This is a genomic window from Beduini sp. (genome assembly GCF_047239305.1).
Classification (GTDB): domain Bacteria; phylum Bacillota_I; class Bacilli_A; order Erysipelotrichales; family Coprobacillaceae; genus Beduini.
Map to the genome: position 1 here is coordinate 82,368 of NZ_JBKTEM010000001.1, position 24,982 is coordinate 107,349.

21 protein-coding genes and 1 riboswitch are annotated in these 24,982 nt (G+C 35.4%); of the genes, 15 read left to right on the plus strand and 6 right to left on the minus strand.

Annotation, left to right across the window (positions count from 1 at the left end; genetic code table 11):
• Positions 1-40 precede the first annotated feature (40 nt).
• Positions 41-427: a nuclear transport factor 2 family protein gene (locus tag ACLRVU_RS00440; protein ID WP_412890194.1), complete on the plus strand. Its 387-nt coding sequence runs from the start codon at positions 41-43 to the stop codon at positions 425-427.
• A gap of 75 nt (positions 428-502) precedes the next feature.
• On the opposite strand, the gene ACLRVU_RS00445 is transcribed toward ACLRVU_RS00440, so the two are convergent.
• From ACLRVU_RS00445 to ACLRVU_RS00455, 3 genes are all read right to left on the minus strand, one after another.
• Entirely contained in the window at positions 503-2,278 is a 1,776-nt protein-coding gene (locus ACLRVU_RS00445) for an oleate hydratase (protein WP_412890195.1), read from the minus strand.
• Positions 2,279-2,415: 137 nt separating this feature from the next.
• Positions 2,416-2,973 (minus strand): TetR/AcrR family transcriptional regulator, encoded by a 558-nt coding sequence (locus tag ACLRVU_RS00450; protein ID WP_412890196.1) that lies wholly within the window; start codon positions 2,971-2,973, stop codon positions 2,416-2,418.
• Positions 2,974-3,072: 99 nt separating this feature from the next.
• Positions 3,073-4,446 (minus strand): MATE family efflux transporter, encoded by a 1,374-nt coding sequence (locus ACLRVU_RS00455; protein ID WP_412890197.1) that lies wholly within the window; start codon positions 4,444-4,446, stop codon positions 3,073-3,075.
• 393 nt (positions 4,447-4,839) lie between these two features.
• Between ACLRVU_RS00455 and ACLRVU_RS00460 the strand changes: the two genes are divergently transcribed.
• Genes ACLRVU_RS00460 through ACLRVU_RS00485 form a run of 6 tightly spaced genes read left to right on the plus strand, consistent with a single transcriptional unit; the run spans position 4,840 to position 10,383 of the window.
• Positions 4,840-5,550, plus strand: a complete 711-nt coding sequence (locus tag ACLRVU_RS00460) for a class I SAM-dependent methyltransferase (RefSeq protein WP_412890198.1) — start codon at positions 4,840-4,842, stop codon at positions 5,548-5,550.
• The gene (gene nikB, locus ACLRVU_RS00465) at positions 5,550-6,491 is read left to right on the plus strand and encodes a nickel ABC transporter permease (protein ID WP_412890199.1); all 942 of its coding nucleotides are present in this window, start codon (positions 5,550-5,552) and stop codon (positions 6,489-6,491) included. Before ACLRVU_RS00460 ends, nikB begins: the two co-directional genes overlap by 1 nt.
• Positions 6,491-7,312 carry a nickel transporter permease gene (gene nikC / locus ACLRVU_RS00470; protein ID WP_412890200.1) on the plus strand — a complete coding sequence of 274 codons (822 nt, stop codon included), beginning with the start codon at positions 6,491-6,493 and terminating at the stop codon, positions 7,310-7,312. Before nikB ends, nikC begins: the two co-directional genes overlap by 1 nt.
• A gap of 9 nt (positions 7,313-7,321) precedes the next feature.
• Positions 7,322-8,854 (plus strand): ABC transporter substrate-binding protein, encoded by a 1,533-nt coding sequence (locus ACLRVU_RS00475; RefSeq protein ID WP_412890201.1) that lies wholly within the window; start codon positions 7,322-7,324, stop codon positions 8,852-8,854.
• Positions 8,847-9,635, plus strand: a complete 789-nt coding sequence (locus ACLRVU_RS00480; RefSeq protein ID WP_412890202.1) for an ABC transporter ATP-binding protein — start codon at positions 8,847-8,849, stop codon at positions 9,633-9,635. The genes ACLRVU_RS00475 and ACLRVU_RS00480 overlap by 8 nt, the downstream gene beginning before the upstream one ends.
• Complete coding sequence (locus ACLRVU_RS00485; RefSeq protein ID WP_412890203.1) at positions 9,628-10,383, plus strand: ABC transporter ATP-binding protein; 756 nt, start codon at positions 9,628-9,630, stop codon at positions 10,381-10,383. The genes ACLRVU_RS00480 and ACLRVU_RS00485 overlap by 8 nt, the downstream gene beginning before the upstream one ends.
• Before the next feature lie 481 nt (positions 10,384-10,864).
• Here ACLRVU_RS00485 and ACLRVU_RS00490 read toward each other — a convergent pair whose 3' ends face one another.
• Together ACLRVU_RS00490 and ACLRVU_RS00495 are read right to left on the minus strand one after the other, a co-directional pair.
• Positions 10,865-11,863 (minus strand): GGGtGRT protein, encoded by a 999-nt coding sequence (locus ACLRVU_RS00490; RefSeq protein ID WP_147552880.1) that lies wholly within the window; start codon positions 11,861-11,863, stop codon positions 10,865-10,867.
• A gap of 15 nt (positions 11,864-11,878) precedes the next feature.
• Positions 11,879-12,571 carry a hypothetical protein gene (locus ACLRVU_RS00495; RefSeq protein ID WP_147552883.1) on the minus strand — a complete coding sequence of 231 codons (693 nt, stop codon included), beginning with the start codon at positions 12,569-12,571 and terminating at the stop codon, positions 11,879-11,881.
• A gap of 298 nt (positions 12,572-12,869) precedes the next feature.
• Here ACLRVU_RS00495 and ACLRVU_RS00500 point away from each other — a divergent pair, with 298 nt between their 5' ends.
• The 5 genes from ACLRVU_RS00500 to ACLRVU_RS00520 all read left to right on the plus strand — a co-directional run bounded on the left by ACLRVU_RS00500 (position 12,870) and on the right by ACLRVU_RS00520 (position 20,989).
• Complete coding sequence (locus ACLRVU_RS00500; protein WP_412890204.1) at positions 12,870-16,010, plus strand: FG-GAP repeat domain-containing protein; 3,141 nt, start codon at positions 12,870-12,872, stop codon at positions 16,008-16,010.
• Entirely contained in the window at positions 16,003-16,935 is a 933-nt protein-coding gene (locus tag ACLRVU_RS00505) for an ABC transporter ATP-binding protein (RefSeq protein WP_412890205.1), read from the plus strand. Before ACLRVU_RS00500 ends, ACLRVU_RS00505 begins: the two co-directional genes overlap by 8 nt.
• Entirely contained in the window at positions 16,919-17,839 is a 921-nt protein-coding gene (locus ACLRVU_RS00510; RefSeq protein WP_412890206.1) for an ABC transporter permease, read from the plus strand. Before ACLRVU_RS00505 ends, ACLRVU_RS00510 begins: the two co-directional genes overlap by 17 nt.
• Positions 17,840-17,864: 25 nt before the next feature.
• A complete protein-coding gene (locus tag ACLRVU_RS00515; protein ID WP_412890207.1) occupies positions 17,865-18,677 on the plus strand; it encodes a C39 family peptidase in 813 nt (270 codons plus the stop codon).
• Between the two features lie 104 nt (positions 18,678-18,781).
• Positions 18,782-20,989, plus strand: a complete 2,208-nt coding sequence (locus tag ACLRVU_RS00520; RefSeq protein WP_412890208.1) for a hypothetical protein — start codon at positions 18,782-18,784, stop codon at positions 20,987-20,989.
• Here ACLRVU_RS00520 and ACLRVU_RS00525 read toward each other — a convergent pair.
• Positions 20,966-21,499, minus strand: a complete 534-nt coding sequence (locus ACLRVU_RS00525; RefSeq protein ID WP_412890209.1) for an RNA polymerase sigma factor — start codon at positions 21,497-21,499, stop codon at positions 20,966-20,968. The two genes, ACLRVU_RS00520 and ACLRVU_RS00525, sit on opposite strands and share 24 nt — an antisense overlap.
• Positions 21,500-21,893: 394 nt before the next feature.
• Positions 21,894-21,993: riboswitch (purine riboswitch) on the plus strand.
• 80 nt (positions 21,994-22,073) lie between these two features.
• Here ACLRVU_RS00525 and ACLRVU_RS00530 point away from each other — a divergent pair.
• From ACLRVU_RS00530 to purC, 3 genes are read left to right on the plus strand one after another with little or no spacing between them, the layout of a single operon-like run.
• Entirely contained in the window at positions 22,074-23,744 is a 1,671-nt protein-coding gene (locus ACLRVU_RS00530) for a formate--tetrahydrofolate ligase (RefSeq protein ID WP_412890210.1), read from the plus strand.
• A 13-nt stretch (positions 23,745-23,757) separates the two neighbouring features.
• Positions 23,758-24,246 (plus strand): 5-(carboxyamino)imidazole ribonucleotide mutase, encoded by a 489-nt coding sequence (purE, locus tag ACLRVU_RS00535; protein ID WP_412890211.1) that lies wholly within the window; start codon positions 23,758-23,760, stop codon positions 24,244-24,246.
• Positions 24,247-24,271: 25 nt separating this feature from the next.
• The gene (gene purC, locus ACLRVU_RS00540) at positions 24,272-24,976 is read left to right on the plus strand and encodes a phosphoribosylaminoimidazolesuccinocarboxamide synthase (protein WP_147552901.1); all 705 of its coding nucleotides are present in this window, start codon (positions 24,272-24,274) and stop codon (positions 24,974-24,976) included.
• The last annotated feature ends 6 nt before the right edge of the window (positions 24,977-24,982 follow it).

The window sequence follows — 24,982 nt, forward strand, 5'->3', positions numbered from 1 at the left end:
AAGAATATGAAGTAATCTAAAAAAGAAAAGGAGAAATAATATGGATGAACTATTAATAAAAGAGTTAGTAAAGAATTATCAGAAAGCGATTCATACACAAAACAAAGAAGATTTTTACAGCTTATGGAGTAAAGATGAAGAAAACACATTAATTTCTATTACAAATAAGTTTATTGGGCTAGATACGATCTATCAGGATTTTTTAATAAACGGGATTCAGCGCAATTATTTAACAATTGATCTGATTGCGGAAAAGATCGACATACATTTTGTAACAAAAGAAATAGCCATTGTTGTTTTTCAATATCATACAGAATGTATAAGAAGAGAAGATCGAAGTCCTTATGGCATTCAGGGATTAGAAACACAGGTCGTTATCAAAAAAGAGAATGAATGGAAGCTGACTCATATTCATTATTCTAAATAAAAAAACAGGCGTTTGAAACGAACCCTTTTATTAGAAAAGCTGATAAATTGGGTTTGCTTCATTGCCTGTTTTAGTTTATATAAGATGATAACGTTCTAATAGTTCTTCAATAATCGTGCCTTGGAGTTCTTTTAATGCTTTGCGTCCGACAAATTTATATTTGAAAGGCAGAGAAATCTGATCTAATTTTTTTCCGTCCATCATTTTTGAAGTGGCATCTAACAGATCCCTCACGTCATAGCAAGATCCCCATACTTCCGGAACCCCACGGTCGATGTCAAGTAATGTATAGACTGCTTCCATTCCGGTTCTGACAGAATATTCTGTAGTGAAGATGGTATCTCGGATTGTTTCGGCAAATTGACCGATGAAAGCAAAGTTAACACTGCCATTTGGAACAACATTTGGACGATCGCCTTTTTCACGTGGCATAAAGAAAGCAGTAATATAAGGCATCATACATGGAATAGTGCTTGCTGAATGAGTGGCTAAATCTAAGATTTGATCTTCGGGAACTCCCATATGATAGAGCCATTCTTCACATATTTCAATACCTGTACATTCACGCATTGGCTTTTTTATAAAGTTTCCGGGGACATCTGTATAAAGTCCATAGATCCAGCCAACCAGCTGATCCTTGGGTTGAGCTTTAAAATGTGGCTGGCGATTGAATGTATAGCTCATGAGCCAGTTAGAATCTTTCACTGTGACAATCCCACCGGTAACGACTTTTCCTGAGAATGGGTCACGTTTACATATCTTTTCTAAATATGGCGGGATTTTGTCATCTAAAGTAGTAACTGTTGCTGATTCCCAGTTTGTTGCTTTGATATTGCCGCAGAATTTATCCGGATGACCAAAGTCAGGATGTTGTGCGGCAATCTTTTTCCATAATTGCCAGCATCCGCCGTCTCCCTCTTTAGTATTGCGGATTGGTGCATGGGTGTTATCTCCTAAAGTAGAGTTTTCTGTACAGCTGCCATTCGTGATAAAGAGTAAGTCATCTTCTGTCAAATCGATAGATTCCTCAATTCCTTGATGCAAACAGATAATACGTTTTGCCAGCTTTTTCGAACCATTAAATTCAAATTCAACATTCGTCACCTGAGTGTTGTAATGGAATTGTACATGATGCGCTTCCAGATACTTAATCATAGGTAAAATCAAGGATTCATATTGATTATACTTTGTAAATTTTAAAGCGCTGAAATCAGGCAGACCACCAATATGATGAATAAAACGTTGAATATATAATTTCATTTCCAAAGCACTGTGCCATGTTTCGAATGCAAACATGGTTTGCCAGTACAGCCAAAAATTAGATTTGAAAAATTCAGGGTGTAAAACATCTGTGATCGTTTTATTATAAAGCTGATCATCAGGAGTCATAAATAATTCCATAATGCTCATAGCCGCTTTATCGGATAAGGCAAATTTACCATCAGTATGAGCATCCTGACCACGATTGATAGTCGCACGCATCAATGAATAGTTAGGATCTTTTTTATTTAACCAGTAATATTCGTCTAAAACAGAAACACCTTCTGTTTCAATGGACGGAATTGAATGAAATAAATCCCATAAGCATTCAAAGTGATTCTCCATTTCACGACCGCCGCGAATAATAAATCCTTTTTCAAAATTGTAAATGCCATCACAGGCACCACCAGGTAAATCCATTTCTTCTAAGATATGAATGTGTTCGCCTTTCATCTGTCCATCTCTGATTAAAAAGCAAGCTGCGGACAAAGAAGCCAATCCGGAACCAATCAGATAGGCTGATTTTTTGTCAACTCCTTCTGGTTTTAATGGTCGAGCAAAAGCTTCGTAATTTCCGTTACTGTAATACATATAACATTCCTCCTTGTTGATATGCTTACATTATAGTTAGCTTATGGAATAAAAACGATGGACAGATAAAAGCCAATGGCTAAATTTTGACCATTGGCTTTCTATTGTCTAAATTTTGGACAAATCCCCATATTTGTCTATCGTTCTTCAAAACGCAGCAGTGCTTTATGAAAATCCCCTTCAATTAAGGTGGTTAAATCCTGAATGATGTCATTAGGATCCAGCTTCATATTTCCTTCAATCCATTCTAAGGCGAGACCTACAAAAGCATGTTTATAGAAGTCAGCGATAAACTCTTTGTGTTTTTGATCGACTTTCATGCCTTGTGCCTGTTCATTGACAACGTCGATTAGGAATTGATAAGTTGTTTGATTGAGAAAACGCATGAGGTCTTTTCGGCTTAAAGAATGGTAAGTATTTAAAATAAATGTTTTATTGTCTAAGGCATACTGAAACAAAGCTTGTACGCCATCTGCCCATGTTTCATATGTTTTATTATCAGCGATGACTTTTTCCATCTCGGTTTCATAAATCCAATCGATAAGATCATAGATATCCTGAAAATGATAATAGAACGTATGACGATTTACTTCACAGTCCTCAGTGATATCGGTAATCGTAATTTTGGATAGCGGCTTATGAATTAACAGTTTTTTTAATGAAGCCGCAAGGGCTCTCTTAGTTGTTTGTGACATTAAACTCATCTCTTTTCTTTTACTCTCTATTTATCATTTTAGCATATTTTATTGGTGATGTAATAAAAAGAAGTACAGCTTTTGCCATACTTCTCTACTTTAAATAACTTTAAACTGTTTCCATTTTCCCTGATAATATCTTTTAGCGATAAATGCTGACTTAATCGCCCAATCTCCTACCATTGCCAAAGCAATGCCGATAACCCCTAAATTCATCCAAATACCAAAGATGATAGATAGAATGACACGACATACGACTGTTGAAAAAATCGATGTGTACATCGTATATTTAACATCTCCGCAGGCACGTAATCCGTTCGATAAAGAAGAAGCAATCGGACATAATAATGCATTGAATACATTATGAATCAAACATAATATAATAATCATATAAATAGTATCACTGGATAGACTGTAAAGCTGAAGAATAAGCGGTGTTACTATAAAGAAAGCAACATTCCAAATGATCCCGCCAAGATAAGTGATTCGCAATAGCTTCTTCATATAGTAGTCTGCCGCCTCGATATCTCCTGCCCCCATACATTGACCAATTACGGTGATAAAAGCAGGTCCCATTGCCAAACAAAAGAGTGCTGCCATAGACCAAAAGCTTTGGGCTACCCCATTTGCCGCAATCTGGCTGGTTCCAAACATCGACACAATACTGCTGAGGGCTACTTTTGATAACTGGAATAACCCATTTTCAATACCGTTAGGAATCGCAATTTTTAAGATGCGTCGGATCATCTCCTGACTCCATCTAAAGATATCTTTTATGCGTACATAAATGGTATTGTTTTTATTTAATGAAATCACCAGTAAAATAACTGCGGCAATGACTCTGGAAATTAGTGAGGGATAAGCAACCCCAGCCACACCAGCATGGAGAACAAAAATCCCGATAAAGTTTCCAATAACATTAATCACGTTCATAATAATGGATACATACATAATCGTCTTTGTTTTAGACATACTTCTGAATAATCCTGCGCAGCTGTTGTAGATGGCTAACGCCGGAAAAGAAAACGCAGAAATAATCAAATACGTTAAGCAGGCTTGCATAACCTCATTTTCAACACGTCCAAAGAGCAAAGTCAAAAGCTCTCTGCGAAAAACAATAGCAACAACCATTAACACAACAGAAATCAATGTGGTGATCATCACTAACTGACTGGAAGCCAAAACACCGTTCTTTTTATCTTTATTACCTACATATTGACTGGCAACAACGGCACCGCCGGAAGCTAATGCTGTAAATACAAGAATAAAGACTGTGTTTAACTGATTGACTAGTGAAACACCCGAAACTGCAGCTTCACCGGCATAGCTGACCATTAAAGTATCGGCAATCCCAACAAGTAAGATCAGCAATTGTTCAATAATCAACGGAACGATCAGGTCACGCAGATTTCGGTTTGAAAATAATTGTCTTTCTTTCTCTAACTGTATCTTTGGTTCAATTAATTTTAACATATCTACACCTCAATTCTTTTTCATTGTACTTGCTGGAGTATACTCCAAGTCAATACCTAAATTTAAAAATATGTAAAATAAAAAAATATCTTGACTTGAAGTGAACTCTAAGGTGTAAGATGAAGCTAAATCCAAGAAGGATAGAATGAAAATAAGAATGTTTTCATAAGGTAAGACATCATAAAGCTATTAAGATTCGTATTATCTATCAAAATAATAACGTCCCAACACATTGAAGTGTATGAAGAGTTATAGACATAACTGTGGAAAGGACAATCATGAATCGATTAAAAAGGAATAAAATCGTATGGTGATCATCTAGGAATAAACAGATTTGTTATCCTAGACTTTTTGTGTTGTATTAAAACGAAAGCTTCAGTATAAGGAGGATATATGAAAAAATATTTAGAAGATATTTCTGCCTATTGGGATACCCGAGCTAAAGGATATTCCTTGGATAATCAGGCAGAATTGAAAAGTGAAAAAGCAGAGGAATGGCTTCAACTCATCGGTCGTTATGTTTTAATTAAGAAAGAATGGCGTGTGTTGGATTTAGGCTGTGGACCGGGATTCTTTTCGATCCTATTATCTAGGTTAGGATGTCAGGTCGTGGCTATTGATTATAGTGAACAGATGTTGAAGGAGGCTAAAAGCAATGCTGAAAAATATGGAGTGAACATTCTTTTTAAGAAGATGGATGCTCATCAGCTGATGTTTGAAGATCAGAGCTTTGATTTGATTATAACTCGAAATGTAACGTGGAATTTAGAACGCCCAATCACTGCTTATAAGGAAATGCTGCGAGTATTAAAACCTAACGGACATTTATTGAACTATGACGGAAATTATTACTATCATTATACTGACAAGGATTATGATCGAAAATCACATAGGGAACATCAGCATATGGAAGGAATTGATGTATCGAAGATAAATGACATTGCTAAGCATTTAGAACTCTCACAATATTTGCGCCCTTACTGGGATAAAGAAGTATTAAAAAAGTTGGGAGCAGCTTCAATAGAATGGGATATTTTAAATGAAGAGACAAATGCTTTAGGGAAGTCCATCGTCCGTAGTTTCATGATACACGTTATTAAATGATGAAAAACTATATTATTAAAAGACTGCTTTCACTGATCTTTGTATTATTGGGAGTGACCTTCTTAACATTTTTGATTACGGACCTTGCTCCTAGTGACAGTGCAGAAATGTATTATCTATCAAGAGGAATTACACCATCGAGTGAAACATTAGAAAATACCCGTAAAGAGATGGGATTAGATAAACCTGTGATTGAACGCTATGTTCATTGGCTGGACGAAGCAATGCACGGGGATCTTGGGGAATCCTATCATTATGGAAACAGTGTAATTGAACAAATGGGGCGAAAATTGCCAAATACATTGAAACTGGCGTTTTTATCATTAAGTATCGTTGTAGCGGTATCGATTCCTTCAGGGGTTCTTACAGCGGTCTATCAAAATAAAGGAATAGATTACTTCATTCGCTTTTTAACCTTTTTTAGTATTTCTATACCTAATTTCTGGTTAGGTTTGCTGTTGATTTATCTTTTTTCAGTAAAGCTAGGAATTTTTAATGTCATCAGCGGTACGGATCTTAAAGGGATGATTCTACCAATGATTACGTTAGCACTTCCTTTAATAGGAGCTTATATCCGGCAGATTCGAACAGCTGCCTTAGAGGAACTAAATAAAGACTATGTCGTTGGGGCATTGTCCAGAGGACTGAGTCAGGGGGAGATCATTTTCAAACATGTCTTACCGAATACCTTTTCTTCCATCGTGACATTGTTAGGACTATCGATTGGGCATTTGCTGGGAGGTGCTGCCATTGTAGAAACAATTTTTTCTTATCAGGGAATCGGCAGCATGATTGTAGAGGCTATTCGCGTTCGAGATTATCCGATTATACAAGGATATGTCGTTTGGATGGCACTTATTTATGTTTTTGTGAATCTCATTGTTGACCTGCTTTGCTTTATGATGGATCCTAAAATGCGGCTGAGTAAAGGAGAACAATGATGAAAAAAATAAGTAACTGGACAACAATAAAAATTATTCTGTTATCCTGTTTGGCAGGAGTGTTATTGTTGACCGCTGTTTTTGGTAAATATCTAGCGCCTTATGATCCGCTAGAAGTCAATTATGCATTATCTTTGCAGCCGCCTAGCAGTATACATTGGTTTGGAACCGATAAGTTGGGACGTGATATCCTTTCAAGAATACTATGCGGTGCCTTTTCTTCTTTTTCACTAACCTTTGTAATGCTGATCATTATTGTTTTGGTTGGCGTGACATTAGGGTTAATCGCCGGGTATAAAAATGGGCTGATTGATCATGCGATAATGCGTTTGGCAGATGTTTTACTGGCATTTCCTGATACTATTTTTGCTATTGCGGTTGCTGGTATATTAGGGGCTGGATTATTTCACACCGTATTTGCTTTAGCTTTAATCTGGTGGACGAAATATGCAAGGCTTACAAGAACACTGGTTTCGTCTATCATGCATCAAGATTTTATTGTTGCCGCCAAGCTATCAGGGGCTAAACCGCATAAGATCATCTGGGCTTATATATTGCCCAATGTATTTCCGCAAATTTTAATTCATGCCATCTTAGATATTGGAGCTATGATGATTTCTTTAGCCGGACTTAGCTTTTTAGGTTTAGCAAGTCAGCCCCCTTTGCCGGAATGGGGATACATGCTTTTTGAAAGCAAACAATTTATGCAGACAGCACCTTGGATGATGGTATATCCGGGGTTAGTCATATTGATCAGTGTGATCATCTTTAATTTATTGGGAGATAGTTTACGTGATAAACTGGATCCTAAACAATCTTAGGAGGAAAGTATGAAAAAAATCAAACATTGTTTATTCTGTTTATTGCTTAGTTTATCGCTGCTTGGATGTCAGGCGGATTCAAAATCGAATAATCCGCCTAATCATTTAAATGTAGCCATGTTTTGGATCAGCACATCATTAGATCCCACAAATGATTATGACGGCTGGGTATTAAGCCGTATTGGAGTAGGGGAAACTTTATTTCGTTTAAATGAAAAATTTGAAGCGGAGCCATGGCTGGCAGACAGCTATCAGCAGGTAGATGATACCACTTGGCAATTCCATATCCGCGAGGGCGTACAATTTTCTAACGGCAACACAGTTGATGGTGAATGTGTGAAAGCCTGTATAGAAAGAGCCTTTAAAAGAAATTCCCGTGCCAAAGATTACTTCGATTTAAGTCGGGTAGAAGCAACAGGGCAAAATGTCACTTTATATTTAAACACGGCAAGCGGAGCAGTCATTAATAATTTATGTGAACCCTTGTTTACCATTTATGATGCTTCAGAGAGTGAAGACAAAATACAGTCGACTCCTAGCTGCACCGGAGCGTTTGTGATCGATCAGTTTGTTCCGGAAACAACGATCGACAGTTCAGCTAATAAAAGCTACTGGGATGGTCAGGTTGGAGTAGAGACGGTACATTTTACTCAGGTAGCTGATTCTGATTCTCGTGTTTTGGCATTACAGTCAGGAGAAGTAGATCTGGCAACCACTATCGACTATTCAAATCTTTCTTTATTCAGTGATTCAACGAAATATACGGTATCACAGGTATTAGGACCACGATGCAATGTGGTATATATGAATAATCAATCAAAGTATTTATCGGATCAGACCTTGCGTCAAGCACTGTCTTATGCGATTGATCGTCAAAATATTGTAAAGCTAACTGGTGGTGAAGAAGCAACGGGGCTCTATTCAAGTGCCTTGCCTTATGGGAATGGCATTATTAACGCCTATGATTACAATCCTGCAGAAGCTAAACGATTACTTGATCAAGTAGGCTATATTGACAGCAATAGGGATGGTATTCGTGAAATGAATGGTCAAAATATTGTAATTGAATATTACGAAAGTGCCGATCATGGTTCAAGTGATGCCAGTATCATTGCTCAGTCAATTCAAAATGAAGCAAAAGAAATCGGCATCTCAATCCACATCAACCAAGTAGAGAATCTTTCAGATATAAAGGCTGCCGGTACTTTTGATATGTGTTCAGCAAATGATTCTACAGCGCCAACCGGTGATCCTGAAGTATTTTTACAGCTGCATTATCAAAGCGGTGCAGAGGGAAACATTGCCCGCTACAGCAATCCTGCCATCGATCAGCTGATAGCGACGTTAGCCGGGACATTTAGTATTGAAGAACGTCAAGCACTTTCTAAAGAGATTTCTGAAATTTTATTAGAAGATGCTGCAAGCTTATATGTTTCTTATCTTCCATTAAATACTGTTTCTTCTTCTAAAGTAGAAGGCGCTGATCAGCATCCGGTCGATTACTATATGGTGACAAAGGATATTCGTATCCGCAATGACTAATCTAATTGAATATAGGCACATTGATTTATACTATCAAAATCAGCTCGTTTTAAAAGATATTTGTCTAAATATCCCTAAAAACAAAACAATCGCGATAGTAGGACAGAGTGGATCAGGAAAATCTACACTGCTTAAATTAACGATGCAGTTGTTAGGGAAGGATGCTACCATTTCAAATGGTCATATCCTTTTTGATGGACAAGAGCTTTTATCATTGAATCACCGTTCATGGCAGAGTGTTCGCGGTAGGCAGATTGGAATGATTTTTCAAAATGCTAATCAATACTTTGATCCAAGAAAAAAGATTAAAGATCAATATATTGAGATTTTATCTAAACATTTCAAGATAGATAAAGATCAGGCTTTAGTAGCAGCGCATAAACAACTGCGACAAGTTTCCTTGACTGATCCCAAATCTGTCTTAGAGAAATATCCCTTTGAATTATCGGGGGGAATGGCTCAGCGTGTGGCGATTGCGATGGCATTAAGTTTGAAACCAAAATTGTTGTTAGCTGATGAACCCACCAGCGCTTTAGATGCGGTGAGCCAAAAGCAGATTTTAGAAGAATTTCGTTTAATCAAGGAAAAAGAAGAAATGACAATGATGATTGTCACTCACAATATGGCTGTAGCCAATTATTTAGCGGATTATATTGCGGTCATGTATCATGGTGAGATCGTTGAATTTGGTACGCATGATCAAATTATTTATGCCCCGCAGCATCTCTATACTCAGTTACTTTTAGAAGTTACAAGGAAGGAGGAAAAGTATCATGGATGAATGTCTTCTCTCTTTGAAAGATGTTTCTCAGGTTTATATAAATAATGGACAAGCAAATGAGGCTTTGAAACATATTGATTTAACTATTTACCAAGGAGAATGCTTAGGCATTGTCGGACAAAGCGGCTGCGGCAAAAGTACATTGGGAAAAATTATCTCATTGATCGATCAGCCTTCTGGGGGAGACGTATATTACAAAGGTAATAAAATCGAATTTCGTGATCGCCATATTTATCCTATCCGAAAAGATATTCAATATATTTTTCAAGATCCTATCAGTGCTTTTTCACCACGTATGAAAATAAAAAAATTTTTACTTGAACCTTATATTCATTTTGAACTTTGCCCTAAAAAAGAAGCGTCAGCTCAGATTGAATATTATTTAAAGCAAGTAGGGTTAGATTTAAGCTGTTTAAATAAATATCCTCATCAATTAAGTGGGGGACAACTGCAAAGAATCGTCATTGCAAGAACGTTATCTTTATCTCCTAAGCTAATCGTCTGTGATGAAATGACCAGTGCTTTAGATGTGATCGTACAAGATGAGGTTCTAACGTTAATGAAGCAATTACAGGTAGAAAATCAGCTGACCTTAGTGTTTATTTCTCACGATCTTTCGCTTGTTCAACGATTTTGTGATCGCACAATGGTTTTATTGGAGGGAGAACAAGTAACCTGCTTAAATAGCCAAGATTTTAGCACTTCAACCCATCCTTATATACAATTATTAAAAGATTCTCTACTTTAAAAATACACTTAATAAAAGTGTGTTTTTTATTTGAATAAGGTATCAGGAGAAATTTGTAAGATATTGCGTAAAGGTTATAATAAAACAATGCTGTGGGGGGGCTTCAGATGCAGAATCATTTAATAAAGAGATTTCATAATAAATATTTAATATATTAAAAGCTAAAAAGGTTTTATATCAATTTTAATAAGAGAAAAATTAAATACTATTAAATGATCATTTTCATAAAGAATCGTACGAGTGTTTCTTTCGTATCTAAAATGAAATGATTCATCGTTTCTTTATTAAAAGATGAGATAGGGGATTAGGAGCAATAAATGTATAAATTGATTTTATGCTTTTTTTGATTCTTAATTTCATAATATTACGTTTCTTAAGTACAAAAAAACTGCACACATCATCGTAGAATTTATCTAAATAACGTGTACAGTTATATTCACTTATATAATTTTAATTCGTTTAAATGATTAAAAAATTATAATTATTTACAAGCTTCTTCAATAGCTACAGCTACAGCAACAGTTGCTCCAACCATTGGGTTGTTACCCATACCGATTAATCCCATCATTTCTACGTGAGCAGGAACTGATGAAGAACCAGCGAATTGAGCATCTGAATGCATACGTCCCATAGTATCCGTCATACCATAAGAAGCAGGTCCAGCTCCCATATTATCTGGGTGTAATGTACGTCCAGTACCACCACCAGAAGCTACTGAGAAATATTTTTTACCTTGTTCGATACATTCTTTTTTATATGTACCAGCAACAGGATGTTGGAAACGAGTAGGGTTTGTAGAGTTACCAGTGATTGATACATCTACACCTTCACGATGCATGATTGCTACCCCTTCACGAACATCATCAGCACCATAGCAGTTTACTTTTGCTCTTGGTCCATCTGAGTAAGCAGTAGTAGAAAGAACTTTTACTTCTCCTGTGAAATAATCAAATTGAGTTTCTACATAAGTAAATCCATTGATTCTTGAGATGATTTTAGCAGCATCTTTACCTAAACCGTTTAAGATAACTCTTAATGGTTTAGTTCTAACTTTGTTAGCTTTTTCAGCGATCTTGATAGCTCCTTCAGCAGCAGCGAAAGATTCATGTCCGGCTAAGAAAGCGAAACATTCTGTGTTTTCATCTAATAACATTGAACCTAAGTTACCATGTCCTAAACCAACTTTACGATCATCAGCTACAGATCCTGGAATACAGAATGATTGTAACCCGATACCGATTGTTTTAGCAGCATCTACAGCTTTAGTATCACCGTTTTTGATTGCCATTGCTGCCCCTACAGTGTAAGCCCAACAAGCATTTTCAAAACAGATTGGCTGAGTTGATTTTACGATATCGTAAACATTAATTCCTTTTTCATCGCAGATAGCTTTTGCTTCTTCGATAGATTTGATATCAAATTTTGCTAATGCAGCGTTAATTTGATCAATTCTTCTTTCATAACTTTCAAATAATGCCATTGTTTGTACCCCCTATTATTCCTTTCTTGGATCGATGTACTTAGCAGCTTCTTCAAATCTACCGTAAGTTCCAGTAGCTTCAGCCATTGCTTCATTAGCATCTTTTCCAGCTTTAATCATATCCATCATTCTACCTAAGTTGATGAATTCATAACCGATGATTTCCCCATTAGCATCTAAAGCGATTTTGTTAATGTAACCTTCAGTTAATTCTAAGTATCTAGGTCCTTTTAATTTAGTTGCATAAGATGTACCTGTCATACTTCTTAAACCTTTACCTAAATCTTCAAGTCCGGCACCGATAGGTAATCCACCTTCTGAGAAAGCAGATTGAGTACGTCCATAAACGATTTGTAAGAATAATTCTCTCATTGCAGTATTGATAGCATCACAAACTAAGTCAGTGTTTAAACCTTCTAATAAAGTTTTACCAACTAAAGCTTCAGAAGCCATTGCTGCAGAGTGAGTCATCCCTGAACATCCGATTGTTTCGATCAATGCTTCTTCAATGATTCCTTCTTTAACATTTAAAGTTAATTTACAAGCCCCTTGCTGAGGTGCACACCAACCGATACCATGTGTTAAACCGCTGATGTCTTTAATTTCTTTTGAATATACCCATTTTCCTTCTTCTGGAATTGGAGCACATCCGTGTGAAGCGCCAATTTTAACACTGCACATTTGTTCTACTTCATGTGAATAAATCATGTTTTAATAAACTCCTTTCATTTGATTATGATTTCAATTTCCGTATGAATACAATAACTATTCATGCATCTTTAAGGCAACCGTAATTACCTAGACTTAGTATAAAGTAAAGAGACTTTAAAGTCAATTGCACTTTCAGTCATTTTTAGGTCAAATAAGATAAAATTCCTTATAAAAAATGGAAATCTACAATTACTTTTTAAATATCTAAAAAAGAAATTTTTAATATTTCTTAAGATTCTCTTAAAACCCGTTTTTTGTGTTTTTTTCATGTTAGGATATGGGCGGAGGGAAGATTATGAAAAAACGATTATCAATCATTATGACCATGATCGTGGCTGCCGCAAGCACGTTCAGTCCGATCCATGGTCAATCATCATCCTCACTAACGCCTTATAGTGATGGATTAGATGCCAAGAGCACAAGCTCTGCAAAATATGTGAATATAAGTGACAATTTATCAGGCTACATGCTTGCGACAAGTGAAGGATTGACCATTATCGGAAACGATCAGTTCAAAGTTACAACGAGTTATCCGGTAAAAGACTATGAGATCGTAAGCGATGTGAACAAGGGGGGACAAAACGATATCCTTGTTTATATGGATAGTCCTAATGGACAGGATAATGTCGCTTTAATCAGCAGTGAAGACTCTAAGGTTTTATTTTCTAAGAATTATCATCATTTAAATACAGAACAGGGAAAAGGACAATTTGAGGAAAATTCAAAAATTCTTCAGCTTTTATATAAAGATGAGTTCATCTATATTTTATATGATTATCATATTGTCTGTTTAGATTTAGAAGGTAACCAAATCTTTGATTATGAAGAAAAAGATAATATTTGGAAAATGATACCAGTCGGGGATAATGGACTTGCTTTTACTTGTCAAACCGGAGCAGTCAAAATGTTAGATCGTCAAACTGGGAAAGTACAGTGGTCAACACAGTTGACAGGAAAACTCCAAGTTCCAACAATGGATTCGTCACGTAACAGTGCCGTTCAATTAAATGCCTGGGATATTTATTTAGAAGATGACTTTCTTTATGTCACAACAGAGGATGGCATTTTAAATCAATTAAATATAGAAGACGGCAACACAGTGAACAGCAGTGATCTGGCCTTGATTGGCAATGATCAATTAATTCGCTTTTTATCAGCCAATGCCGGATATGACAGTCAGTATCGTCCTACGGTGTTTCCAAGTGGAATTACAACGAGCGGTTTTATGGGATATACAGTAGAACCGTTGAAAGATCAACAGTTATTAATTAGTGCATTTCTAGGAAATGAAAAGGCACAAACCGCTAAATCAGATAATGGAATGGGAATGATGGGCGGACAGTCTACTATTATGCCAGTCTTAGCTGTTTATGATCAGAAATCACAGCAGGTTAAACAAACCTATACACTTGACCAGTATAATTTAAAATCTTCTAATGCGGTGTTATCGACGTATAAAGATGAAGAAGTCTTAGTCGTTCCCAGCTATAGTAAAAAAGGTGAATTACTCATTAATATTTATTCACTGGAAAGTGGACAAATGGTAACACAAGAAAGTGTCAAAGCACCTTCAATTAAGGAAAAAGATGAAAAGATTAAACTTATTAAAACGGCAGATTGTTATTTGATTCAAAGTGAAGGAAATGTAACATTCTTTATTTCTAACGACTTTAACTCTATTGAATATGTAGGCAATTTATCCATGGCTTCAAAGATTGTAGATACAGATCATGGAATGTTGGTGAGTTATAGTAGCAGTGGATTAATTACTAAAATCAAGAAATTAAATCATGGTAATAAAGATGATGTTTTATTTACTTTTGATTTACCAGAGGAATTCATTGGAAATTCCAATGGGTTAGAAGCCCTTCATTATGATGAACAATCTCATCATTTATTAATGCTTGTCAATAAACGCAATAATCAAAATGCATTAGAAGCAAGCTATATTTTAATTATTAATACAGATGATGGGTCATTGCTTGTCAATGATTCGGTGGTTTTGGATAAAGGGACTGATGAAAATGGGAAAGCCTATATTCATTATGTGACCGGTGAGAATATTCGTTATTTTAAAGATATGAATAATGATGGAGTGAATGAGATTTTAGTTGATAATTATATCATCGATGGAAAATCGCTTACCTTGAAATCGTTTTTTTCTCCAACAGCAGATGAATCAGGGTTAACAATTGAAGTTGGAGATGTTAACGGAGATGGAGTAACAGACATCGCTTTGTTTGGAGAAACTCAGGCGAATCTTTATTATTCAAAAATTTCTGGTTATGATGTCTCTTATGTCAAATCAGGAATTAAATTAGACTACGCCAAAGAATTGCAAAATCATATTCAGGCTGCGCAAATGAAAGATTTAGATCATGATGGAATTAACGATATTATTATTAATGCTCGAAATACCTCAGGGTATCAGGTCTATCGTGTGCTTGATGGAAAAACACTGCAGACTAAATATGACTTAATGAAAGACGGGGTTTATAATTGGGGAGAATCATTTGAATTTTCAGGGGTCGACTATAATCAAGATGGTGTTGATGATATTATTTATAATACGCCCATTGGAGAGGTAGAGATTATCGATGGAAGCAACGGTGAGACGCTGAATTCACATCATATGTATCCTAAATATGGCGATCATTCATGGCAAGCCCCGATGGCACAAGAAGAGATGATTCCAATGAAGATAGATTCTGACAGCCACAAGGTTGCATTAGTAGAGGATCTGAACGGAGATGGAAAGAAAGAGGTTGCCTATTTATCTTCCGATACCGATGAGAATTATCGTGAAAATACATCCCTTAAATTTTTGGATGGAGCTAGTTTTGATGAAATGAAATCTATTCAAATTATGAATGGTATCCCCGATGATTATTCATTAATTGGGGTTGTCGGGACAAATAAAGTGATGTACAGTTCTGAAGGATTAATGCAGATTTACGATTATGAAAAAGAAATGCCGGTTGCCGGTTTTGCAACCACTGTTCAATACGCTAAAAATATAACGGATACACATTTGCTTATTTCAAACAGTGAAGGAGATCTGTACATGCTAGATGATGCTGTTGACTTTAGTCTAAGCGAAACTCCAACCACGATTAAAGGTGGATATATGACGCTGAAATGGCAGAGTGATCAAAGCGGTAAAATGACGATCTCAGACGGAAGTGAGACGGTGATGACGACGGCTTCTAATGAAGCAACGTTCCGTTTACTAGAAGGAGAGCATAGTTTAACCTTATCCTATAATGACGGTTATGGTAAAACAACGCATCAGACGATTCATGTAAATGTAGAAAAAGGACATGCTTTAAGCTATTTCTTCAATTTTGGTTTAGTGCTGGTACTAGGATTGATTGCTGGACTGTTGTTCTATCCTAAATATCGTTTGAATAAAAAGGCAGGTGTTAAACGTGGATAAAATTATAGAAATCTCACATTTAAATAAGAAGTTTGGTGATTTTACCGCAATTGATGATTTGTCATTTTCTTTAGAGAGTGGAAAAATCTATGGTATTATCGGTCCAAACGGAGCAGGGAAGTCAACCACAATGTCTTTATTAATGGGCTTAATTTACCCTACGATGGGAACAGGGATGGTTAAAGGTTTTCCTTTAGGTTCACAAGAAGCGAAGCAAATCATGGGCTATTCTCCGGAATTCCCGTCATTTTACAGTGATATGAACTGCTTAGAATATTTAGTTTATATGGGTACCTTATCGGGATTAACCTATGATGAAGCGATCGATCGTACAAAAGAATTAATAAAAGAATTTGATTTAGAAGCACACTTATTTAAAAAGGTAAATAAATTCTCGACAGGGATGAAGAAAAAAGTAGGCTTGATTCAAGCTATGATTCATGACCCGGAAATTCTGTTGTTAGATGAACCTACAGCTAATTTAGATCCAACCAGTCGTATGGAGATTATCGACACTTTAAAAAAGTTGGTTACGCAAAAGAAAATGACGGTTTTGATCAGTTCGCATGTACTGACCGAGTTGGAAATGATTATTGATCATGTCATCATGATTAATAAAGGAAGAATTGTACTGGACCAGCCATTGTCAGAGGTACAGGAAGTGTTTAATAAAGAGATCCTGCAGGTTAGCTGTTCGGATAATCAGCAGATGATGGACTATCTTACTAAGCAAGGATATGAATGTTCGTTGCTGAAAGAAAAGATCAGGATCAAAGCGGCAGATAAACAAGCATGTAAACAGAGCATTGTTGAATTTGTCTATCAAAATCATTTCACTTTAAATTTACTTCAGGAAGAGGCTGTGACTTTGGAAAATCTGTATAAACAATTAGTGGAGGGAGAACAAGATGAAACACATATTTAATAAAACCTATTCTAAAATGTTTAACTATGTCACGATGCCGATTGTTGTGGCGGCCAGTCTTTTTGCAGGCTATCTGCTTGCCGGAGACTATCTGGATGTCATGACAAGAACGCCTACATTTGTCTATTTGTCACAACGTTTAGCCGTGATGTACTGCATGCTGACATTTGTTTTAATCGCCGGGCTTTGTATTTGGATGATCGTTGCCAATACTTCATCAGGACTGTTCGCCAATGAACTGCATGAAGGAACGCTGCGTTTGCTTTTATCTAAACCTGTGAGCCGTTATGAACTGGTTGTTGGAAAAATCGGCGGCATGCTTGCCGGAGCAATGACTTATCTTGGTATTTCTTTGCTGATCGTACTGGGGATCTTTACTTTAAGAGCTCAGCCGGATCAGGATATTCTGATTTATTTATTAAAATATACGTTTGTTTTCTTGCTGTATGGGGCGTTTGTCATCTTAATTGCCGGTGCAATCGGAAGCTTTCTTTCTACCTGTTTTAAGAAAAAAGTACCCGCATTATTAATTCTAGCATTGATTGGTTTCTTAATCTTTGGTATCATTCCTATAGCGAGAACGATTACACAATCACTAGGTGTTTATGATAAAATGCATTTATATCTCTTTGATCTTAACTATCAGTTCGGCTTAATTTTTAATACATTTACACAATTAATAGGACAGCTATCTAGCTCGTCTGGTCAAATAGAAGTATATAATGTCTTTACGAATTTGTTTAAAAATATTCCTACCGATGTTGATGTCACATTAACCTCAGGAAGTCTGATGGTACTTAATAAAACATTAAACAATGTGATCGTTGTTGGAGGCTATGGACTATTAACCGTAGTGTTATATACATTATCATTTAGAAGAATGAAATTAAAAGATATATCATAGTATTTATAAGATAGGAGGTAATGCAATGAGTAAGCGTGCAGTAAAAAGGTTGTTACTGGTGATCGTTGTTTTTGGAATTATAATCGGCGGGAGCGCTTATTTGTTGCAGTCCGGTATCTTTATGAAACAAAAGAAATCCTTTGGGTTAACCGATCCGTTAGCCATTCAGTTGAATGAACTGTACCCGGATAATGAAAAAGTTCAAGAGATTATTTACAATCTGAAGAACTATCCGCGGGCTTTGGTATCGGTTCTTCTTGTCTATGAAGAAGAAATTGATTATGTTTATAATTATCCGAATCGACAGCATTTCGATGATATTGTGTTAACGGAGCAGGATTTTAAGAGGGAAGTTCCTTTATTTATTCAATGGGATTCTCGCTGGGGTTATGATTATTATGCTGATGAAATGATGGGACTGAATGCCTGTGGTCCCACTTCATTAGCGATGGTGATTTCCGCCCTTACAGGTAATCGTGACATTAATCCACGATCCGTTGCACAATTTGCATACGATAACGGTTATTATGTACAGGATGTGGGAACGATGTGGACATTGATGTCTGAAGGAGCCAGTGCCTTTGGTGTGCAAGGAACACAGCTGCCGGGCAATGCCCAAAGTATATTAAATGCTTTAAATCAAGGGCATTTAGTTATTTTAAGTGTTGGTCCGGGAGATTTTACACCCTCTGGACACTTTATCGTATTAACCGGGATTGATGAAAAAGGGCAGATCATTTTAAATGATCCGAACAGTCCTAAAAGAAGTGATTTGCACTGGGATATTCAGCGTTTGGTGGATCAGACTGCGGGTGCATGGGAGTTTACAAAATTATAAAAACTGTCATGAAAATGGCAGTTTTTTTGTTGCTGCCTAAGAATTGTGGGTTGGAAAGGATGGTGTTATAAGTTATAATTAGAGAAACGAAGGAGGGGGATCGATTGAAAAATGTATTAAGGTATGTAAGGAATCATCTTAAAAAAATATATTATTTAAGGGATCGATTTGTTCGAGTTATGTGTTGTTCTATGATAACAGCAATATTATTTATCGGTTTTATTTGGTATAAATGGAATCAATTTGGAAGTATGGATATAATATTATTTTTTTTAATAGTGGGTGGAACAATCTGTATAGGGATCATCATTGCCATGCTGTATAATCGACTGAATAGCAATATATGTAAGTGGATAAAATGCGGAAAGTTATTTTTATATCAGTTATTATTTTTCTTTAGCATAATGGTATTCCTTAGATATCAATCAATGCCTCTTGATGACCTATTATTCCAGTCAGTATTAGTGTTTTTTGAGTTGCTAATTTTGTTTAATGGAATAGCCGTGTTTTTTAAAGCTGTTGTGTACGGTTTAAGTATCAATAAAAAAACTCTGTCTGTAAACACAAAAAGAAACTTATCTTCCCATAAAGGAATTAAACTAGCAATTCTTGGTATTATTCTTATAGGTCATATCCTTTATATAGAAAAGGCATTTACTAATGAAGCTTTCTATATCAGTTTTATAGCATTCTTATTTATTTTTTGGATAGCCTTAGTCAGCTCTTATTTTCCTTATGATATGAATGTTTTAACTAAAGCAATATCTATTGAATTTTTAAATCTTGAGATGAAAGAGATTTTGCATGATAAAGTATACTTAAATGAATCCTATAATGAATTTAATGCTTATCGTATAATAAAGATTGATCTGAATAAAATGTTTCCTGAAGGGGCTTTGAATCAAGAAATAAAAATTATAAATCAGCCTTTTGTAAATGGTGAAGCGAATGCTCATTCTTTCGATAAAAGACCCTACTGTTATTTAGCGATAAGTGATAATGGGGTTGAAAGATTAGCTAGACTGCAGATTTTATTAATGTACCAAGATGAAAAAAATAATAAATCAAAAAAATTACTATTAAACCTATATATTAAATATGTCAATATTAAAGGTGAAATCATAGTGACAGATAAATTTGTTGACGGTTATAAAAAGGTTCTGTCTTCTAAAGTAAATCAAGATTTCGAATATTGGAAAAAGGGGAAATTTGATTTTAAGAAAATATATCAAAAATGTTATCAATATCCAAAGGGACTTGATTTGTTTCAGAATCAGTTGCTTTTGAAAAAAATCACAGAGAACAGAAAATGGGTACATCACGAAGGAAATTATGGTGTCGGAAAAACCAGCTTGGATGTCTTAACCGTTTCAAATACGGGATTCAAACCTGTGGTTGTATCCCCATGGGCAGAGAATTATGACCAGGATATATTGAGTTTGGTTTTTAAAAATGTAGCAGAAAGTTCAAATACATTATTTTATTTTCCTGATCGATCAGTTATAATGTTTTATTTTTTAGAATTAGTAACATTAGTACCAATATTTTATCTCATTCTCACTTATCTTAAAATTAATTTTATTTCAATATTTTTTGCCGACATGATAAAAAATTTGGATCAATTTCGTATCTATATTCCTCTTTGTATTGGAGGAGCAAGTTTATTTTTAGGAATAGCGACAGCAAGCTTCTTTTTACCTCATCTTATTTTACTGAGAAAGAACTCGACAAAGCTCTATCAAACCTTTTATCTTAAAGAAATTCGAAAAATGGTGCAGAGAGAAAGAATAGTACTGATCGTTGAAGATGTTGATCGTTTAAATAAAACGGCTTTAGAAGACACTGTCAGAACACTCAGTACCCTTAATGATATGTGTTATCATATGAAAAGGATAATTGGCATTATTTCCTATAGTAAACGTAATATTGCGTCACTGGTCAATGAGGGTGCGCATAATGATATTTTAGAGGATATGGAAAATAAAATTATTTATGAAGATATATTTAAAGATTATTCTAATCAAGAAACGATGAGAACCTATTTAAGAGAATCGATATCTTTTCTTATCTATCAAAATTATAAAAATGATAAATATAAAGACTATCATATTTTAAATGAATCGATTAATAGCATGTCATTTAAAAAATATAATTTAAGAGATATACACAAGTGCTTAGATGATCTTGCAGAAGAGATAAAATTAAGTGAACAGCAAATTATTAAAGTATTAAAAAAACACTTTGAAAAAGATGAAAAAAGCTTATATGAAAAATTAAAAGACAAGTTCTCAAACAAAAGAATCGGAATTTAAATATGTACCATGTTTTTTTAGAAAATAATCTTTCAGTTCATTAAGAGCTTGATCATAGAGTGTATCAAAACATTTTTTGTTGATTTTAAGAAGTCTATAAATGTTATGTTTTGGAATTTGTTTAATTACATAGAAGTAGATGAGTTGTTTTTGCAGAAAATTCAATTGATGAAATGCCCAACGAACATCATAATATAATTGTTTTCTACAAATTATTCGGTGAGGTGAGTCAAAATAGTAAGTACATTGATTTTCAAACATACGTATATGTTGTTGATATCTGATTTGTTTACGAAAATGATTCATTGCTATGTACTTAGCGAAACTAAATGCCCACGTTGTAGTTTTTGATTCATGTCTAAAGGTTAAGTATTTTAAGTCGCATTTATATAACGTTTCATTTATAATCTCATCAATATCAAATGAATGAACTTGGTAATAACGGGATAAATATTTTGGCAGTTTTTGATATAAGTAGTCCTTTATTTCTTTTAGTTGTTGATTTGTCATTCACTATCCCTCTCTGTTGTATATTTCTAAAAATAATCATTAATTTAAATATAACATATAAATATAAACTTTGAAACTATCAGTTTCTATTTAATGGGATATCTGTGGTAAGAATCCTTAATAAAGGAAAAAAATATCTAATATATATTAAGGCAGGTTGTTTTTGATGTGAGTTCTAATAAAGTAAAATTGTGTAGATGAGTAATCCCAATCAGAATAAAGTAGTGTATAGGTGAAATATTTATTTTAGATCGTACGAGAGTACGATTTTTGTTTGGTTATTATGTTAAAAGCACTGGCAGAATGGTACTATTATTTATCAAAGGGCTTACATTACTAAATTTTTGATTTAAAAGAAATATTATTGTGAAATAGCCCTAAATATGGTATAAATTAGATGAATGTTGTATTATCTTGTATATTTTTGAATGCATGGGTCAAGAGTCTCTACCTACACCCCATAAGTGTAGACTACAAGATTAAAAAAAGCATTATCTTTTTAATGCGTTTTTTAAGTTTTTAAAGGGGGGACGGGTATTTCCCCTTATTTAATTTCAAGGAAAGGGTGTCATGAATGAAAACTGATGTTGAAATTGCTCAAGAAGCGACAATGCTACCGATTAAAGAAGTAGCAAGTAAGATTGGCTTAGAAGAAGATGATTTAGAGCTTTATGGGAAGTATAAAGCGAAAATTTCACTAGAAACTATCAAGCGTTTAGAAAATGAAAAAGATGGAAAATTGATCTTAGTAACAGCGATCAATCCTACACCGGCTGGTGAAGGGAAAACAACGACCATGATCGGTCTTGGTCAAGCGATGAATAAGATTGGAAAAAATGCAATCGTGGCGATGCGTGAACCATCTTTAGGACCTTGCTTTGGTGTTAAAGGCGGAGCAGCAGGCGGTGGCTATGCTCAAGTAGTTCCGATGGAAGATATTAATCTTCATTTTACTGGAGATATCCATGCGATTACGGCAGCAAACAACTTAATCTCAGCGATGCTGGATAATTCTTTACAGCAAGGGAATCCATTAAATATTGATACACGTAGTATCGTATGGAAACGTGTGGTTGATTTAAATGATCGTGCTTTAAGACATACGGTATGTGGTTTAGGCGGAAAAACAAACGGAGTTCCAAGAGAAGACGGATTTGATATTACAGTAGCTTCAGAGGTAATGGCAATCCTTTGCTTAGCGAGTGACTTAGAAGACTTAAAGCAGCGTGCTGCAAGAATGATTGTCGCTTATAACTATGACGGTAATCCGGTCACTGTAGATGACTTGAAAGCAACCGGAGCGGTAACAATCTTACTAAAAGATGCAATCAAGCCAAATATGGTGCAGACATTGGATCATACACCAGTATTTGTTCATGGCGGACCTTTTGCCAATATCGCTCATGGATGTAACTCTGTAATGGCAACAAAACTAGCAATGAAACTAGGCGATTATGCGATTACAGAAGCTGGTTTCGGAGCAGACTTAGGAGCAGAAAAATTCTTTGATATCAAGTGTGCACAAACCGGATTAAAACCGGATGCCTGCGTGATTGTAGCGACTGTTCGTGCATTGAAGATGCATGGCGGTGTAGATAAAAAAGAATTAGGAACCGAAAACTTAGAAGCTTTGGCTTCAGGTATTGAAAACTTAGAAAAACACATTGAAAATGTTCATAAATTTGGAGTGCCGGCAATTGTGGCAATCAATGCTTTCCCAACAGATACGGAAGCAGAATTAAAGCTGTTAAATGAAAAATGCGAGAAAATGGGAGCAGAGGTTTCAATTTCCAAGGTTTGGGAATTAGGAGCGGACGGCGGAATCGATTTAGCAAATAAACTGATTACTTTGCTGGAAACGAAAACCTCTTCATTTAAACCATTGTATGATAAAGAAGCTTCTATTAAAGATAAAATCATGACCATCGCTAAAGAAGTTTACGGTGCCCAAGGCGTTATCTTCGATAGAAAAGCAAACTTAACGATTAAACGCTTAGAAAGATTGGGTTTAGCTAATTTACCAATCTGTATGGCAAAAACACAGTATTCATTATCAGACCAACCTACGCTTTTAGGGCGACCTAAAGGATTTACCGTTAAAATCAACGAAATTATTGTTTCTGCAGGAGCAGGATTTATCGTGGCGATTTCAGGAGATATCATGAGAATGCCGGGCTTGCCTAAAGTACCCGCAGCGTGCAATATGGATATTGACGAAAACGGAAAAATTGTTGGATTATTTTAAGAAGGAGATAAATATGAGAGTAGCAATTGTTATGGGTTCTGCCAGCGACCTGCCAAAAATGACTGACGCAATCGACTTTTTGAAAAGCTTTGGTGTAGAGGTAAGCGTTCGTGCATTATCTGCTCATCGCGCCCATGGAGCATTAAGCGAATTTTTAAAAGAAACAGAAACAGATGGAACAGAAGTGATTATTGCAGCTGCTGGAAAAGCAGCGCATTTACCTGGCGTGATTGCTTCACAAACGATCAAACCTGTTATTGGCGTGCCTATTAAAGGTTCTGCGTTAGATGGAATGGATGCATTATTATCGATCGTGCAAATGCCAGCAGGAATTCCTGTTGCTACAGTAGCGATTGACGGAAGTAAAAATGCTGCGATTTTAGCTTTACAGATTATGGCAGTTAAACATGATGACATTAAAGCTAAATTAAACAAACATCGTGAAGAGATGACAGCAGAAGCATTAAGCGCAAACGCTAAAATCATTGAACAATATAAATAGTGGAGATCGAAGGAGAAGTAAAACAATGGCACAACCATTATATGAAGGAAAAGCAAAACAAGTATTTGCCACAGATAAATCAGATGAGTATATTATTCATTACAAAGATGATGCAACTGCTGGAAACGGTGCGAAACATGATCAATTTGCTGGGAAAGGCGTATTAAACAATACAATTTCTTGTATTATTTATGAAATGCTGGAGGCTTCTGGCATCAAAACACACATGATTGAAAAAGTGAATGAACGTGATGTTCGTGTAAAAAAAGTAACGATTTTACCGCTAGAAGTTATCGTTAGAAATATTACTGCGGGATCCTTTTGCAAACGATTAGGTGTGGATGAAGGTATCGTGTTAGATGAGCCGATCTTTGAAATGAGTTATAAGAATGATGATTATGGTGATCCTTTGATCAATGACGATCATGCGGTAGCTTTAAAGCTAGCGACACGTGACGAAATTAACTTCTTAAGAGAAGAAACATTAAAAATTAATGCGATATTGAAGGAATTCTTCTTAAAATTTAATTTGAAACTTGTAGATTTCAAAATAGAATTCGGTAAGAGTGATGAGGGTGATATTTTATTAGCCGATGAAATCTCACCGGATACATGCCGTTTATGGGATGTGGAAACCAATCAAAAATATGATAAAGATGTTTTCAGACAGGATATCGGGGATTTGATTGAAACTTATAAAGCTGTTCTGGAAAGAATGCAGACTAAATAAAAGGAG

Excerpts from the sequence above, each read along its gene's own strand:
- ACLRVU_RS00440 (WP_412890194.1), top strand. The coding sequence starts at position 41 with ATGGATGAACTATTAATAAAAGAGTTAGTAAAGAATTATCAGAAAGCG.
- ACLRVU_RS00445 (WP_412890195.1), bottom strand. The coding sequence starts at position 2,278 with ATGTATTACAGTAACGGAAATTACGAAGCTTTTGCTCGACCATTAAAA.
- ACLRVU_RS00450 (WP_412890196.1), bottom strand. The coding sequence starts at position 2,973 with ATGTCACAAACAACTAAGAGAGCCCTTGCGGCTTCATTAAAAAAACTG.
- ACLRVU_RS00455 (WP_412890197.1), bottom strand. The coding sequence starts at position 4,446 with ATGTTAAAATTAATTGAACCAAAGATACAGTTAGAGAAAGAAAGACAA.
- ACLRVU_RS00460 (WP_412890198.1), top strand. The coding sequence starts at position 4,840 with ATGAAAAAATATTTAGAAGATATTTCTGCCTATTGGGATACCCGAGCT.
- nikB (WP_412890199.1), top strand. The coding sequence starts at position 5,550 with ATGAAAAACTATATTATTAAAAGACTGCTTTCACTGATCTTTGTATTA.
- nikC (WP_412890200.1), top strand. The coding sequence starts at position 6,491 with ATGAAAAAAATAAGTAACTGGACAACAATAAAAATTATTCTGTTATCC.
- ACLRVU_RS00475 (WP_412890201.1), top strand. The coding sequence starts at position 7,322 with ATGAAAAAAATCAAACATTGTTTATTCTGTTTATTGCTTAGTTTATCG.
- ACLRVU_RS00480 (WP_412890202.1), top strand. The coding sequence starts at position 8,847 with ATGACTAATCTAATTGAATATAGGCACATTGATTTATACTATCAAAAT.
- ACLRVU_RS00485 (WP_412890203.1), top strand. The coding sequence starts at position 9,628 with ATGGATGAATGTCTTCTCTCTTTGAAAGATGTTTCTCAGGTTTATATA.
- ACLRVU_RS00490 (WP_147552880.1), bottom strand. The coding sequence starts at position 11,863 with ATGGCATTATTTGAAAGTTATGAAAGAAGAATTGATCAAATTAACGCT.
- ACLRVU_RS00495 (WP_147552883.1), bottom strand. The coding sequence starts at position 12,571 with ATGATTTATTCACATGAAGTAGAACAAATGTGCAGTGTTAAAATTGGC.
- ACLRVU_RS00500 (WP_412890204.1), top strand. The coding sequence starts at position 12,870 with ATGAAAAAACGATTATCAATCATTATGACCATGATCGTGGCTGCCGCA.
- ACLRVU_RS00510 (WP_412890206.1), top strand. The coding sequence starts at position 16,919 with ATGAAACACATATTTAATAAAACCTATTCTAAAATGTTTAACTATGTC.
- ACLRVU_RS00515 (WP_412890207.1), top strand. The coding sequence starts at position 17,865 with ATGAGTAAGCGTGCAGTAAAAAGGTTGTTACTGGTGATCGTTGTTTTT.
- ACLRVU_RS00525 (WP_412890209.1), bottom strand. The coding sequence starts at position 21,499 with ATGACAAATCAACAACTAAAAGAAATAAAGGACTACTTATATCAAAAA.
- ACLRVU_RS00530 (WP_412890210.1), top strand. The coding sequence starts at position 22,074 with ATGAAAACTGATGTTGAAATTGCTCAAGAAGCGACAATGCTACCGATT.
- purE (WP_412890211.1), top strand. The coding sequence starts at position 23,758 with ATGAGAGTAGCAATTGTTATGGGTTCTGCCAGCGACCTGCCAAAAATG.
- purC (WP_147552901.1), top strand. The coding sequence starts at position 24,272 with ATGGCACAACCATTATATGAAGGAAAAGCAAAACAAGTATTTGCCACA.